A 14,764-nucleotide genomic window follows, 5' to 3' on the forward strand; every position below is an offset into this window, starting at 1 on the left:
AAGCGCTCACAGCCTTCGCGGCTCCGGCTCCAAACGTACGCCAAAGCGGGACTCGACCGCCCCAACGATTTTCTGGGCAACGTCCAGCAGCTCCACACGGCTGCCGCCGCCAAAATGCACCATCACCAGCGCCTGGCGCTCGTGTACCCCAAAGGCGCCGAAGCGCTGGCCCTTGAGCCCGCACTGATCGATGAGCCAGCCCGCGGCGAGCTTATAGCGCCCGTCAGGCTGTGCAAAGCTCGGCATATCCGGGTACCGAGTGCGCAGCGTCTGGGCCGTGGCGTCGCTTACCACCGGGTTTTTGAAAAAGCTGCCGGCGTTGGCGAGCACGTTCGGGTCCGGCAGTTTCTCCCGACGCGTGCTGCACACCGCCTTTGCAACCTGAAGCGGCGTTGCCTCGCCGGTGACTCGTTGGGCCAGATCACCGTAGCCAAGCTTGGGCGCTCCGGTTCGGGAGAGCCGCAGCGCCAGGCGCAGAATCGCGACTTTTCCCGACAGTTCGCGCTTGAAGATGCTGTCACGGTAGGCCAACTCACACTGCTCCCGTGAGAGCCAGTAGACGCGTCTGGAGTCAAGCGCCATGACCTGTACGCCTTCGAGGCAGTCGCCGAGCTCGACGCCGTAGGCGCCGATGTTCTGCACCGGCGCCGCCCCGCAGCGCCCAGGAATCAGCGCCAGGTTCTCGAGCCCCCACCAGCCGCGCTCGGCGAGCGTCATCACCAGCGTATGCCAGTGAACGCCGGCGCCTACGTAAGCGACGCCCCCATCACCGCGCCGTTCGATCCACCACTGATCGAACTCCAGCGTGATCGCCGCACCAGGAAGATGCTCTGGCAGCAGCACGTTGCTGCCGCCGCCGAGCAGCGTGACCGGCCACTCGTTTTCGCGGCACGTATCCAGCACCTGGCGAAGCTCACCAGGCGTTCTGGGGCGGGCGCCGATGTCCGCCGTGCAGGGAAGTCTTAACGTATTGGCGCGGGTCAGATTCACCCGCTGTTCAAGCGTTGTAGCCATCAGCGCTTTCTCAGCGCTCTAATCAGCCCGTGCGAAGCCGCCTCGATCAGATCCAGGACGTGCTCGAAGCCCTGCTCGCCGCCGAAGTACGGGTCCGGCACCTCGGTTTCGCCGGCATCCGAGTACTCCAGAAAGAGCCCGGTGCGCGCACGGCAGCCGTCAGGCGCCATTGCTCGAATGGCATCGAGGTTATCGCGGTCCATGCCAAGCACGTAGTCGAAGGCGTCGAAATCCTCGCGACGAAGCGTGCGCGCCTTGAGCCCACTGATATCCACCCCGCGGCGAAGCGCCGCTTTTTGGGCGCGCTCGTCCGGCGCCTTGCCCACGTGCCAGTCGCCGATGCCGCAGGAATCGACCTCGACATCACAAGAGAGCCCGCCGTCAAAGAGTGCCTTGCGAAACACGCCTTCGGCGCTCGGTGAGCGGCAGATATTGCCCAGACAGACGAACAGTACCCGCGTCATTGGGCCTCCGTTTGTTCGATGAGTAAACGCACCCGCGCCAGATCTTCAAACGTATCCACTCCGGTGGGGTTTTGCGCGCAGGCCAGCGCCACCTGAATGAAGTGGCCGTGCTGAAGCGCTCTGAGCTGTTCGAGCTGCTCCAGCTGCTCGAGTTGGGAAGGCGCCATGTTTTGGTAATCGCGCAAAAAGCTCGCCCGATAGGCGTAAATGCCGATGTGCCTGAGCCAGGCATCGGTACTCAGAAGGCTCGGCTTCTGCGCGAACTGCTCGCGATCCCATGGGACAGGCGCTCGTGAGAAGTAGAGCGCGCGCCCGGCGTGGCTGCAGGTCACCTTCACCACGTTCGGATTGAATAGCGTCTCGACATCCACGATCGGCTCGGCAAGCGTGGCGATCGACGCCTCGGGGTCGTCAGCCAGCCGCCCGGCCACCTGGTCGATCAGCGCCGGCGGAATCAAGGGCTCATCGCCCTGGACGTTGACGATCAGTGTGTCGTCGTCGAGGCCCAGCCGCTCGGCCACTTCCGCCAGGCGGTCGGTGCCGGAGGGATGATCAGCGCGGGTCATGACGACCTCGGCGCCCAGCGGCACCAGCGCCTCGCGAATACGCTCGTCGTCGGTGGCCACCACCACGCGCTGGGCCTGGCTCTGGTTGGCGCGGCGCCAAACGTGGGCCACCATTGGTTCACCGGCGATCTCCAGAAGCGGCTTACCGGGCAGGCGCGAGGAGCCAAAGCGCGCCGGAATGACGACGACGAAATCCGTTGAGCCTGCCATTTACGCCTGCCCCGTGCGTCCCGGGGAGGTGTTGAGCTTCTCGTCGGCGCTGAGTACGCGCGCCTCTTCCGGCAGCATTACCGGGATACCCTCACGAATCGGGTAGGCCAGCCCATCGTAGTAGCAGATGAGCTCCTGCGCGTCGCGGTCATACTCGAGCTTGCCGTTACAGAGCGGGCAAACCAGCATTGCCAAGAGTTCCTTATCCATGAGCGCCTTCCTCGTGTGTGTGGGTCGATAGTGATTCATTCGGGGGCCGCGTGGCCAGCGCGTCGGTAAGCCAAACGCCAAACGCGTCGGGAAGCTCGGCCTCGACCTCCAGCGCCCAGCTCTCTTTTGGTGCCAACGTCCGACACTTTACCGCGTCCTTGGCCGTCATCACGAGCGGCCTGGGCGGAGTAAACGCAAGCGTTTTGGCATCGAACGCGTGATGATCAGAAAACGCGTGTCGCTCGCCTTCGACGCCAAGGGCCGCCAGCGTCTTGAAAAAGCGTTCGGGATTGCCGATACCCGCCACCGCGTGCACTGGAGGCTCGAAGGGGAGCGGTGTGAGCGCTGCGTGCTCGCCGCTGCCCACCCGCTGCCATCGCGCCGGGGCGAGCGTCATCATGACCGGCTCGACAGGCAGCGGTCTTGCGAGAGTACCGTTGACGATCACCGCGTCCACGCTTTCAAGCCTGCACGCCGGCTCTCGCAGCGGCCCGGCGGGCAGGCAGCGCCGGTTGCCAAGCCCCCGCACGCCGTCGACCACCAGAAGCTCGATGTCGCGGCCCAGCGCCAGATGCTGCAGGCCATCGTCACTGATGATGATGTCGCAGCCGCGCTCGATGAGCGCCTGGGCGCCGCGCGGACGGTTCGGGTCCGCCGCCACGCACGCGCCGGTTTGGCGAAAGAGCATCAGCGGCTCGTCGCCGCAGTGCTCGACCGGGGTCGTCTCCTCCACGATGAGCGGATAAGCCGGCGCGCGGCCGCCGTAGCCTCGCGTGACGATGCCAGGCGTATAGCCCTGGCGCGTCAAAAAAGCGGCAAGCCAGGCCACCAGCGGCGACTTGCCGGTACCGCCGAGGGTGATGTTACCCACCACGATGACCGGCACCGGCGCGCGCCAGACGCTTTTTTTACCCGTCTGGTAGGCCCGAGCGCGGCGCTTGATCACGGCGCCATAAAGCGCGCTCAAGGGCAGAAGCGGTAGAAGCCAGGGCGCCCGGGAGAGACGCTCCCGGTAGACCCCGTCGAGCCAGCGGCTGGCAAGGCTCACGCGTACTCCTGAAACTGTATCTGGTAAAGCGCGGCGTAAGCGCCCTGGCGCTCGAGCAGCGCCTCGTGAGTGCCCTGCTCGACGATCCGCCCCTGATCCATCACGACGATGCGATCGGCGCGCTCGATAGTAGAGAGTCGGTGAGCGATCACCAGGGTCGTGCGGCCTTTACAGACGTACTCGAGCGCCTTTTGAATATAGCGCTCGGATTCGGAATCGAGCGCCGAGGTCGCCTCGTCGAACACCAGAATGGGCGCATTGCGATAGATCGCACGGGCAATCGCCAAGCGCTGGCGCTGGCCGCCGGAAAGCGTGAGGCCATTTTCGCCGACCACCGTATCAAGGCCCTGCGGAAGCTGGTCGATGAACTCGCTGGCGTAGGCCGCCTTTGCGGCCTCCTCGATTCGCGCCCGGTCAGGCGCGTTCTCGCCGTAGGCGATATTGGCGGCGATGGTGGTGTTGAACAGCGTCACCTGCTGCGAGACGATCGCGATGTGCTTACGAAGCGCGCCGAGCGCGTAGTCGTCACTATCGGCACCGTCGATGAGCAAGCGCCCCTCGGAAGGCCGATAGAAGCGCGGCAGTAGCCCAACCAGCGTGGACTTGCCGCCGCCGGAGCGCCCAACAATGGCGATCATCTCCCCCGGCGCGATGTGCAGGTCGATGCCGTGGAGCACGTTGGGCTGCTCCTCATCGTAGCGAAAGCTCACGTTTTCAAAGCGCACCTCCCCCTTGAGCGTTTCGGGCATCAACGTGCCGTTATCCGGCTCGGTAGACAGATCCACCACCGCGAACAGCTCGGAAGCGGCGGCCAGCCCCTTTTGAATGTCGCCGTTGATTTCGGTGAGCTGGCGCACCGGCTTGATCATCAGCGCCGCGGCGGTGATGAAGGCCACGAACTCGCCTGGCGTCATGTCGGCCAAAAAGGCCGGCGCCATGGCAAGCCACACCAGTAGCGCCATGGAAATCGCCACCAGCATCAAAATCACCGGCGAGCTGATCGCCTTGGTCATCGCCTGCTTCATGCTCTGGCGGCGGTTCTCTTCACTGGCGCGCTCGAAGCGTTTTTTCTCGAAGGTCTCGGCGCCGTGGGTGCGCACTACCCGATAGCCGGAGAGCGCTTCTGACGCCACGTGGGTCACATCGCCCACAGAGTTCTGTATCCGCTTGGAAATCTTGCGAAAGCGCTTGCTGACGAAGCTCACGACCACGGCGATCACCGGCGTCACGGCCAAAAAGAGCAGCGTCAGCATCCAATTGGTCCAGAGCAGATAGAGCACCAGCCCGACGACGAAGAGCCCTTCGCGCAGAATCACCGTGACCGCGTTGGTTGCCGCACCCGCGACCTGCTCGACGTGGTAGGTGACGCGCGAGACGAGATGACCGCTCGAGTGCTGATCGAAAAAGCGCCCGGGCAGATGCAGCATGTGATCAAACACGTCGCAGCGCAGCGTATGAATCACGTAGCGACCCACATACGCCATGTAGTAGGTGCTCAAGAACGTTCCTACCCCGCGGGCGGCGAACATCAGCACCACGAACAGCGGCAAAAAGAAGCGAAAGGCGGCGTCCGGGTTCTGGATCCCGTCGATCAGGCGCTTCATCATCTCGGCCAGCGCCGTGCTGGACGCGGCGTAGATCACGAAACCGATGATCGCCAACGCAAACATTTTCCAATGGGGTTTTACGTACTCCAACAAGCGTTTGTACAACGCCCAGCTCGAATCGGTCACGCGTGCTCCAGCCCTAAAGTGCAGTGCGCCGAATTCTACCCTAAGGCGCGGCGTATCAACACCGCTTGCGCCCTTTCACCGACGCGCGCGCCGTTTCGACGCGTATTGCTTGGCCCCTCTCGACATGAAATGTCAGCGCTCCGTCCTCCGCGGTGCTCCAAAGGCAGCTCCCCACGCTTTGATACCGGCGCACCACCTCATCCGCCGGATGGCCAAAGGCGTTGTCACGCCCGGCGCTGAAGATCACATGCCCAGGCGCACTTTCACGTACGAACTGTACCCCGGAGCTCGAGCGGCTGCCGTGGTGGCCCGCCACCAGCACGCTGACCGGGGACTTCAAATCACCGATCAGACGCCGCTCGGTCTGGCGCCCGACGTCACCGGTGATCAATAGCCGATGTTCGCCCACGCTGACCTCGAGCACGCAGGAGCGCTCGTTAGGCGTGAGCGCGTTCTCCCCGGCCGGTGGCCAGAGCACGCGGTACGCGATTTCGTCGTGTGTCCAGTGCTGGCCTCGGGCGCAGGGTGTAAACGGTGCGGCTACCGCCTCGCCTTCGGGCGCCTGCCAGACCGTAACCTTGTGTTCGCTCAAAAGCGCCCGAACGCCGCCGGCGTGGTCGCTGTCACCGTGGCTGACGATCACACGATCGAAGCGCTGTCCCGGCGGCCATAAGGACTCGATCGGCATGAACCCGCTTCGAAAACGCGGGCCGGTATCGTACAAAAGCCGCTGTGTGGCGCTTTGAAGCTCGATGAGCTGGCCCTGGCCTACATCGAAAACGGTGACGCGCAAAACCCCGGGCGCAAGCGATTTGGGCTGGGAGAAAAACAGCAGCGCGGCGGCCACCGCGCAGGAGGCCGCCCGCAGCCAGCGTGGCACGAAGGCGAGCCCGAAACAGAGCGCCAATAGTAAAAGCGCCGCGGCCAGCGCAAAACGCAGCTCGATTGCGGGCTCCCAAAGCGGTAGCGCTTCAAGGGCGATGCGTAACAGCGCATCAAAAACGTTGAGGGCGGCTCCAAAGCCGCGCCAGACGAGCTCGCCGGCGCCGAACAGCGGCGCCAGCAGCCAGCCCAGCAGCGCCAGCGGAACCATGACCGCGCTCACCCAGGGCACGGCGAGCAGATTCACCAGCGGCGCCCCTGGCGCCACGCGACCAAAGCTGACCAGCACCGCCGCTGCCATCAGCGGCGACAATAAAAGCTGCGTTCGCACCAGCGCCCAGACCCAGCCCTTGACGCCCTGAGGGCGCGCTCGCCCCTGCCAAATGACGATCAGCCACGCCACGGCGACAAACGATAGCCATAGCCCTGGACGCCAGGGTGCAAGTGGGTCGACCAGCACGACCAGTAAAAGCGCCAGCCACCAGGCCTGCCAGACCCCTGGCGCGTGGCGCCCGCTGAGTACCCAGAGCCCGAGCAGCGTCATCACCATGGCGCGCATTGCCGGCGGCCCCAGCCCCGCAAGCGCGGCGTAACCCACGCAGGCAAGCCCCGCCGCGGCCCAGGGCCAGGCGCGCAGCCGCCAGTTTTGCGGCGTTGTCAGCTTGGCCAACAGCCGGCTGACCCACAGCACCATTGAGGCCACCAGCCCCACGTGCAAGCCTGAGATGACCACCAGGTGCGTGGTGCCGGTGGCGTTCAAGAGCGTCCAATCATCCTGGGTCAACCGCTGGCTCGCGCCCAGGCTGAGCGCGGCGAGCCAGCGTTTGGTGCGTGCATCCAGGGAAGTGGCGTCGATATGTGCAAGTGCAAGTGACCTCAACGTCGAACGCTCTGGGGTGATCAACTGCGGGGCCGGGGCCGGGCGCACGTAGCCGGTGGCATGGATGCCCTCGCGCCAGAGCCAACGGGCGTAATCGAAGCGATGTGGGTTTTTGAACCCGCCGGGCGGGCGCAGGCGAAGCGTGAGCCGCCAGGTTTGGCCCGCTTCAAAGGCGGTATCGCCGTAGGCGCTGACGCGCACGCGATCGAGCCCGGAGCACGCCAGGCGCTGCGCCGGGCTTTCGCACTCGAGCAGCTGCAGGTTTAGCCGGCTCAAGCCTTCATCGCGCTGCGCCTCATCGATGCGCGCAATGACGCTGAGATCCTCGCCGCCGAGCCCCGCCGGCAGGGTTCGCTGCCACTCGAGATGAACGCCGAACAGTACCCAGCCGCCGGCCAGCAGCGCGGGCAGCACCCGGGGAACGCGATTGACGAGCAAAAGCGCGGCCACCAGCACCGCGCCGAGGGCGGGCAGTAAACGCCCTTCGGCGCCGCTGTACTCGGCAAGTATCGCCGCGCCGAGCGCTGCCATGGCCGCCGGCGCGACCACCCCTGTTCGCATGTTCACCCCCATGCCGGTACGTGACGACCGGCGTAGCCTTCGCGGCGCGCGATGTGGATAATGGAGCGCACTATCTCAAAGAGTAACCGACATGCCGCGCCGTTTCCTGCAGCGCTACATGCCCAAGCCCGACACCCTGAGACGCCAGCGATCGCTTCGCTTCATGGCGCCCCTGATCGCCGACCCCGGGCTCTGGCTGTTGACGCGTAAAAGCGTGGCCAACGCCTTTAGCGTCGGTATCTTTTGCGCCCTGCTGCCGATTCCGCTGCAGATGATGGTGGCCGCGCTCGGCGCGCGGATCGTGCGCTGCAACCTGGCGCTATCGGTGAGTCTGGTCTGGATCACCAACCCGCTGACCATGCCGGTGATTTTTTACTTCAACTACCGGGTGGGAACGTTTTTGATGGGTGCGCCGGTGCGCGAGGCACCGTCGCGTATTTCGACGCGCTGGCTGGCCGAGCAGATGCACGACCTCTTGCCGCCGCTGTTTTTAGGCTCGATCGTCACGGCCGTTGTGCTCGCCGTTCTCGCCAACGTGGCCATTCGCCTGCTCTGGCGCTGGCACGTCTCCTACAACTGGAAACGCCGCCGACAAAAGCGTCGGCGGCGTCGGGCCAAAATCGAATCCGAGTTCGACAAGTAACGCGCTACTTGAACGTAGCGCCGGGCGTGTCGTTTTCCAGCCGCCCCGCGTTCAGGCGCATCACGCGATCCTGATGAGCGGCAAGGCCCACATCGTGGGTCACGATCACGAAAGCGCAGGCGCTCTCGCGGGCGAGTTCGTCCATCAAGCTCAGGATGGTGCCGGCGGTGGTTTGATCCAGGTTGCCGGTCGGCTCGTCCATCAGTACAAGGCTCGGGTCGGTGACCAGGGCGCGTGCGATCGCCACGCGCTGGCGCTCGCCGCCGGAGAGCTCGCCGGGCTTGTGATCCGCCCGCGCCTTCATTCCTACCCGCGTCAGAATCTGCATGGCACGCTCTTCGGCGACCTTTTTGCGCTGACCGCGAATAATCAGCGGAAGCGCTGCGTTCTCCAGCGCGCTGAATTCCGCCAGCAGATGATGAAACTGATAGACGAAGCCGATGTAGCGGTTTCGAAAGTGGCCAAGCTGGGTCTCGTTGAGCCCGGCCAGCGACTCGTCGGCGATGGTGATGCTGCCCTGGCTTGGGCGGTCGAGACCGCCGAGCAGGTTCAAAAGCGTCGTCTTGCCGGAGCCGGAGCTTCCGACGATGGCCACGCGCTCACCAGCGCGCACCTCGAGGGTGAGCCCGTCGAGTACCGTCAAATCCTGGGGCCCTTCGCTATAGATGCGGGTGAGCGACTGACAGGAGAGCATCACCGGGGCGTGGGAAGTGGCTGTGGTCATGGGCGCGTCCTTATTCATAGCGCAGTACGTCCGCCGGCTGCACGCGCGCGGCCCGCCAGGCCGGATAAAGCGTCGACAGGAAGGTCAGGCCGAAAGCGGCGAGTACGATATTGCGAATGTCGCTGAAAATCAGTTTCGAGGGCAGGTGACTGACGAAGTAGACGCCGGAATCCAAAAACTGAATGCCGGTAACGGATTCGAACCAGCCGATCACGTCCGAAATCGTTAGCGCCAGCACCACCCCGGCCAACACGCCAAGCGCGATACCGATGATGCCGATGGTCAACCCCTGAACGATGAAGATGCCCATGATCGAGCGCGGTGTGGCGCCAATGGTGCGCAAAATAGCGATGTCGGCGCGCTTGTCGGTGACCACCATGACCAGCGTCGAGACGATATTAAACGCGGCCACTGCGACGATCACGGTCAGCAGCAGCCCGATCATGCGCTTCTCCATCTGGATCGCCTGAAAGAGACTGCCCTGGGTGAAGGTCCAGTCCCGACCGATGTAGCCCGGCCCGAGATCGTTGACGATCGCCTGAGTTTCGCTACCGGCAGCGAACAGATCGTCGAGCTCCAAGCGCAGCCCGCCGATGGCGTCGCCCAGCCGCGCCAGCGTCTGCATATCCGAAATATTGGCGTAGGCAAGACTTCCGTCGAGATCGGCGCCGACGCTAAAGATGCCGCTAACGGTAAAGCGCTTGAGCCGTGGAAACACACCCGCGGGGGTGATCGAGGCCTCGGGCACCAACAGCGTGACACGGTCGCCGACGCCTACTCCCAGCCGGTTGGCCAGCATCGAGCCGAGCACCACGTTCCAGGAGTCCGGCGCCAGATCAGAAAGCTCGCCTTCGCGCATGTGATCACCGATGATCGACACCTGGTCTTCCCAGGCCGGGTCGATGCCGGTCACCATCGCGCCCTGATTGCGCCCGCTGGCCGAGAACATGCCCTGCTGCTCGACGTAGGGGGCGACGCCGATCACCCGGTCGCGCTCGATCAGCCGGTCGGCCAGTGCCTCCCATTCCACGAGCCCCGGGCGGTATTCGATCTTGGTGTGCGGCACCATGCCCAGAATGCGGTTTCGCAGTTCGTAGTCGAAGCCGTTCATCACTGACAGCACCAGAATCAGCACGGTCACGCCGAGTGTGAGCCCCAGCATGGAAATCAGCGAAATAAACGAAATAAAGTGGTTCCGGCGTTTAGCGCGCACGTAGCGCAGCCCCACCAGAAAAGGCAAACGATCAAGCATGGTGTCATCCCTTGGTTAACTGGCGCCCATGGTACGGTTTTTTTCAACGCCCTGCATGGGTAAACGCGCCTTGTAAATACAAACCTTCTCACCCGCCTGGCCGGGCACGGCTGGCTTGCAACTTGCCCGGTGACCCCCTACATTGCGCCTTTTGGCCGGTCTCGACGCCGGCGTTTTCCCTGGCAACGAGAGCACTCATCCTTGGCAACTTTCCCTTACCGTTTGCTGCCGGAATGGCACCCTCAGGACGGCCTGCAGCTCACCTGGCCGCGCGCCGACGGCGACTGGCAGCCGCTTTTAGAGCGCATCGAGGCAACGATGGAGCGCATCGTGCTGGCCGCTGCGCGCTATCAGCGCGTTATAGTAAGCGTGCCGGACGCCGCCACGTGTGCGCGCCTGGAGTCCCGCTTTGCGACCCTTGGCGTACCCCGCGAGCGGCTGCTTCTTGTCGAGGCCGACACCGACGATACCTGGGCGCGAGATCATGGCCCGCTTGGCGTTATGGCGGAAGACGGTGACATGGCGCTGCTCGATTACACCTTCACGGGCTGGGGCGGCAAGTTTCCTGCTCGCCGAGACAACGCCCTGACACGCGCGCTCGAGGCGCAGAACGTCTGGGCCTGTCAGGTGCTGCCACGGGCGCTGGTGCTCGAAGGGGGCGGTATCGAAACCGACGGCCAGGGAACGTTACTGACGACCAAAGCGTGCCTTTTGAACCCGAACCGTAATCCAACGCTTTCCCAGGCAGAGGTCGAGCAAGCGCTCAAGGCAGACTTTGGCGTCGAGCGCATTCTGTGGCTCGAAAACGGCTATCTCGAAGGCGACGACACCGACAGCCACATCGACACCCTGGCGCGCTTTTGCAGCGTTGACACCATCGCCTACGTGCGCTGCGACGACGAGTTAGACCCGCACCATACGGCACTAAAAGCGATGGAGGCCGAGCTCAAGGCGTTGCGCCAGCCAAACGGCGAGCCCTACCGCTTGATCGCCCTGCCCTGGCCTGCCACGGCGCTCGACCCGGACGACGGCCACCGGCTGCCGGCGACCTACGCCAACTTCACCATCATCAACGGCGCCGTACTCGTGCCGACCTACGCCGACCCGGCGGATCTGGAGGCGCTCAACGCCCTGGCTCAGGCGTTTCCCGAGCGCCAGATCGTTCCCATCGAGTGCCACAGCGTGATTCGCCAGCACGGCAGCCTGCACTGCCTGACCATGCAGCTACCCAAGGGCACGCTCAACCCTGCCCGTTTCAAGGAGGCCTCATGAGCCGAGAACTGACCGTCGCCGTCATTCAGCAAAACGCCTGGCCGGACAAGGAGAAGAGCCTTGCGGCCTCCGAAGAGGGCGTACGCGCCGCCGCCGGGCGCGGGGCGAAGCTTGTGCTGCTCCAGGAGCTTCACGCCACCCACTACTTCTGTCAGTACGAGGACCCGGCGCTTTTTGACCTGGCCGAGCCGCTGGATGGGCCGACGAGCCAGCGCCTGGAAGCGCTCGCCCGCGAGCTCGACATCGTGCTGGTCGGCTCGATTTTCGAAAAGCGCGCCGCGGGGCTCTATCACAACACCGCGGTGGTTTTCGACGGCGCGCGTGGCCGGGTCGGCCAGTACCGCAAGATGCACATTCCCGACGATCCGGGCTTTTATGAGAAGTTCTACTTCACCCCGGGCGACGTCGATGAGCGCCGGGGCGAAGGCTTCACACCGATCGATACCTCGGTCGGCCGGCTCGGCGTGCTGGTGTGCTGGGATCAGTGGTATCCGGAAGCGGCGCGGCTGATGGCGCTCTCCGGTGCAGAGCTGCTGCTCTATCCCACCGCGATCGGCTGGGACAAGACCGACGACGAGCAGGAACAGGCCCGCCAGAAGGAGGCGTGGACGCTTGTTCAGCGTGCCCACGGCGTGGCCAACGGCCTGCCGGTGCTGGTCGCCAACCGGGTCGGCTTCGAGCCGGACCACTCCGGCGTCGGCTCGGGCATCGACTTCTGGGGCGGCAGCTTCGTCTGCGGCCCTCAGGGCGAGCTTCTGGCCCACGCCAGCGACGAGACCGAGCAGCTGGTGGTCACTCTCGACATGGAAAAAAGCGAGCGCACCCGGCGCATCTGGCCCTACCTGCGCGACCGCCGCGTGGACGGCTACGGCGATCTGACGCGGCGCTATCGCGACTGATACGCCCTCTTCACTCAATACGAAAACGCCGGCGCATTGAGCGCCGGCGTTTTCGTTCAAGCCAGAACGGGTTCGACGTTGGCGTCTATTTCCAGAAATCGCGAATCGAGGCGATGCCCTGGGCGCCAACGGCGCGGGCGTGGTTGGCATCGAAACGCGTCATCCCGCCCAGCGCGAATACCGGCATGCCGGCACGCTCGACGAGCTGCTGAAAGTCGTGCCAGCCCATGGGGGCCACATCCGGGTGCGACGGCGTGGTGCGAAGCGGCGACAGCGTGACGAAATCGCAGCCAAGCGTGGCCGCCTTGTCGAGCTGAGTTTGATCGTGGGTCGAGGCAGAAAGCCACTTGCCCTCGCCGATCGGGCGCCGCTCGAGCTCCATCAGGCGCTGGCTGGTCAGGTGAATGCCGTCGGCGTCGACCTGCTCCAGAAGCTCGGGCTCGCCGTTGAGCAGAAGTCTGGCGCCGAACTCGCGGCACAGCGCCAGCGCCGTTTGCGCGCGCTGTACGTAGGCATCGCGCGCAAGGCCCTTCGCACGCAGTTGAACGAGGCGAACGCCGTCCTCGTCGAGCGCGCGGCGCAGAAGGCTTTCAAAGCGCTCATTGTCCGGCTCCTCGCCGGTGATCAGGTACTCCTTGGGCAGCATCACCGCGCGCAAAATGGGCAGATTTGCCGCCGGGAAGGGATAACCGACCAGATCCTCCATCGCGACCCAGCGAACCGCCTGGCCTTCACGCCCGAACGGCTCGCCGGCAAATTCGTGCACCTGCCAAACGTCGAGCAGGATATGCTTGTCGCTGTACTCATGGTGAACGCGAATGAGCGGCTGGGCGCGACGGATCTCGACACCGAGCTCTTCGTGAAGCTCGCGCTTCAAGCCCTCGAGCCCGGTTTCGTAGGGCGCGAGCTTGCCGCCGGGAAACTCCCACAGCCCGCCGTGATCCACGTTGGAGGGCCGTCGTGCGATCAGTACGTGCTTTTTATCGGCGCTGACGATGGCGGCCGCGGCGACGTGAACCCGTCGTTTTACCATTACATTCATGACGTTCTTTTCCACATTGGAGCGCCCGGCGAGCCGGGCACTTGACTACAAAGAGCGAAGCCTTGTACCAGCGCTCTTGTCCAGAAACGGCTTTAAAAAGGCGGCGCGCCTAGCTTCGATAGTCGGCGTTGATGGAGACGTAGTCGTGCGACAGATCCGAGGTCCAGACGGTTGCGCGCGTCTCGCCCCGGCCCAGATCGATACGAATGGTAATCTCCTCCCCCTTCATCACCCGACTGCCCGCCTGCTCAGAGTAGCTCGCCGCCCGGCCGCCGTTTTCGACCAGACGCACATCACCCAGATCGATCACCACGCGGCTGACGTCGAAGTTATCGACCGGCGCGCGCCCGACGGCGGCGAGAATCCGCCCCCAGTTGGCGTCACTGGCATAAAGCGCGGTCTTTACCAGCGGCGAGTGCGCTACGGTGAAGCCGACGTCCAGCGCCTCCTGGCGGGTCATTGCGCCTTCAACGTCCAGAGTGACGAACTTGGTCGCCCCTTCACCATCGCGAATGATCGATTGGGCAAGCTCGGTCATCACGCCCTGCAGCGCCTGGCGAAACACTGCGATCTGTTCATCGGTTTCCACGCGCACGCCGGTGTTGGTCGAGGCGAGCATGCAGGCGTCGTTGGTCGAGGTGTCGCTATCCACCGTGATCGCGTTGAAGGAGCGGTCCACGGTTTCGCGCAAAAGCCGCTGCAAAAGCGACTGCTCGATACGGACATCGGTCACCACGAACCCAAGCATCGTGGCCATGTTGGGCTTGATCATGCCCGAGCCTTTGGTGATGCCGTTGATACTAAAGCGCTCGCCATCGATCTCGGCGGTGACCGTGGCACCCTTGGCGCGGGTATCGGTGGTCAGTATCCCCTCACCGGCAAGCTTCCAGGCCTCGCTGTCACTGGATAGCGCTTTAAACGCATCAGGGAGCCCCGCCAGCAGCCGCTCCATGGGCAGCGGCTCGCCGATCACGCCGGTGGAGAACGGCAGCACCTGCTCGCTGGAGACACCGGCCTGCTCGGCCGCTGCCTCACAGGTGCGCCTGGCGTCTTCAAGCCCCTTTTCGCCGGTACCGGCGTTGGCGTTGCCGGTATTGATGACCCAGTAGCGTGAGGACGGCGTTGCCGCCAGATGCGATTTGGCGGTAATGACCGGCGCAGCGCAAAACGCATTTTGAGTAAACACCGCCGCCGTTACGGCGGTGGCTGGAAGCTCGATGACCACCAGATCGCGGCGCTGGGGCTTTTTGATCCCCGCCATGGCGGAGCCCAGGCGTACCCCTTCAAGAGGCGCCATTGTTGGAAACGGACAGTGACCCACCGCCATGCTCTTCTCCTGTAACGTCTATCGGTGCGCATAGGGC

The 14,764-nt window shown here is 64.4% G+C and carries 14 protein-coding genes; 3 read left to right on the forward strand and 11 right to left on the reverse strand.

Features of this window, described 5'->3' with window-relative positions:
- Positions 1–6 precede the first annotated feature (6 nt).
- The 7 genes from murB to OCT39_RS09685 are packed head-to-tail and all read right to left on the reverse strand — an operon-like array spanning position 7 to position 7,568.
- Entirely contained in the window at positions 7–1,014 is a 1,008-nt protein-coding gene (murB, locus tag OCT39_RS09655) for a UDP-N-acetylmuramate dehydrogenase (RefSeq protein ID WP_263584264.1), read from the reverse strand.
- A complete protein-coding gene (locus OCT39_RS09660; RefSeq protein WP_263584265.1) occupies positions 1,014–1,478 on the reverse strand; it encodes a low molecular weight protein-tyrosine-phosphatase in 465 nt (154 codons plus the stop codon). The genes murB and OCT39_RS09660 overlap by 1 nt, the downstream gene beginning before the upstream one ends.
- Complete coding sequence (gene kdsB, locus OCT39_RS09665; protein WP_263584266.1) at positions 1,475–2,254, reverse strand: 3-deoxy-manno-octulosonate cytidylyltransferase; 780 nt, start codon at positions 2,252–2,254, stop codon at positions 1,475–1,477. The genes OCT39_RS09660 and kdsB overlap by 4 nt, the downstream gene beginning before the upstream one ends.
- Positions 2,255–2,464: a Trm112 family protein gene (locus OCT39_RS09670; RefSeq protein ID WP_252107600.1), complete on the reverse strand. Its 210-nt coding sequence runs from the start codon at positions 2,462–2,464 to the stop codon at positions 2,255–2,257.
- Positions 2,457–3,512 carry a tetraacyldisaccharide 4'-kinase gene (gene lpxK / locus OCT39_RS09675; protein ID WP_263584267.1) on the reverse strand — a complete coding sequence of 352 codons (1,056 nt, stop codon included), beginning with the start codon at positions 3,510–3,512 and terminating at the stop codon, positions 2,457–2,459. The genes OCT39_RS09670 and lpxK overlap by 8 nt, the downstream gene beginning before the upstream one ends.
- Positions 3,509–5,245: a lipid A export permease/ATP-binding protein MsbA gene (msbA, locus tag OCT39_RS09680; RefSeq protein ID WP_263584268.1), complete on the reverse strand. Its 1,737-nt coding sequence runs from the start codon at positions 5,243–5,245 to the stop codon at positions 3,509–3,511. The genes lpxK and msbA overlap by 4 nt, the downstream gene beginning before the upstream one ends.
- A gap of 55 nt (positions 5,246–5,300) precedes the next feature.
- Positions 5,301–7,568, reverse strand: coding sequence for a DNA internalization-related competence protein ComEC/Rec2 (locus OCT39_RS09685; RefSeq protein WP_263584269.1), 2,268 nt, complete (start codon positions 7,566–7,568; stop codon positions 5,301–5,303).
- A 91-nt stretch (positions 7,569–7,659) separates the two neighbouring features.
- Between OCT39_RS09685 and OCT39_RS09690 the strand changes: the two genes are divergently transcribed.
- On the forward strand, positions 7,660–8,211 hold the full coding sequence (locus tag OCT39_RS09690; RefSeq protein WP_263584270.1) for a DUF2062 domain-containing protein: 552 nt from the start codon (positions 7,660–7,662) through the stop codon (positions 8,209–8,211).
- Between the two features lie 4 nt (positions 8,212–8,215).
- Here OCT39_RS09690 and OCT39_RS09695 read toward each other — a convergent pair whose 3' ends face one another.
- On the reverse strand, positions 8,216–8,935 hold the full coding sequence (locus OCT39_RS09695) for an ABC transporter ATP-binding protein (protein WP_263584271.1): 720 nt from the start codon (positions 8,933–8,935) through the stop codon (positions 8,216–8,218).
- A 10-nt stretch (positions 8,936–8,945) separates the two neighbouring features.
- Positions 8,946–10,187: a lipoprotein-releasing ABC transporter permease subunit gene (locus OCT39_RS09700; RefSeq protein WP_263584272.1), complete on the reverse strand. Its 1,242-nt coding sequence runs from the start codon at positions 10,185–10,187 to the stop codon at positions 8,946–8,948.
- Positions 10,188–10,388: 201 nt separating this feature from the next.
- On the opposite strand from OCT39_RS09700, the gene OCT39_RS09705 reads away from it, so the two are divergent.
- The gene (locus OCT39_RS09705) at positions 10,389–11,459 is read left to right on the forward strand and encodes an agmatine/peptidylarginine deiminase (RefSeq protein ID WP_263584273.1); all 1,071 of its coding nucleotides are present in this window, start codon (positions 10,389–10,391) and stop codon (positions 11,457–11,459) included.
- The gene (locus OCT39_RS09710) at positions 11,456–12,358 is read left to right on the forward strand and encodes a carbon-nitrogen hydrolase (RefSeq protein WP_263584274.1); all 903 of its coding nucleotides are present in this window, start codon (positions 11,456–11,458) and stop codon (positions 12,356–12,358) included. The genes OCT39_RS09705 and OCT39_RS09710 overlap by 4 nt, the downstream gene beginning before the upstream one ends.
- Positions 12,359–12,443: 85 nt before the next feature.
- Here OCT39_RS09710 and OCT39_RS09715 read toward each other — a convergent pair whose 3' ends face one another.
- Positions 12,444–13,391 carry a Nudix family hydrolase gene (locus OCT39_RS09715; RefSeq protein WP_263587322.1) on the reverse strand — a complete coding sequence of 316 codons (948 nt, stop codon included), beginning with the start codon at positions 13,389–13,391 and terminating at the stop codon, positions 12,444–12,446.
- Positions 13,392–13,509: 118 nt separating this feature from the next.
- Positions 13,510–14,727, reverse strand: a complete 1,218-nt coding sequence (gene argJ / locus OCT39_RS09720; protein ID WP_263584275.1) for a bifunctional glutamate N-acetyltransferase/amino-acid acetyltransferase ArgJ — start codon at positions 14,725–14,727, stop codon at positions 13,510–13,512.
- Positions 14,728–14,764 lie beyond the last annotated feature (37 nt).

The organism is Halomonas sp. GD1P12 (genome assembly GCF_025725645.1).
In the GTDB taxonomy this organism is placed as follows: domain Bacteria; phylum Pseudomonadota; class Gammaproteobacteria; order Pseudomonadales; family Halomonadaceae; genus Vreelandella.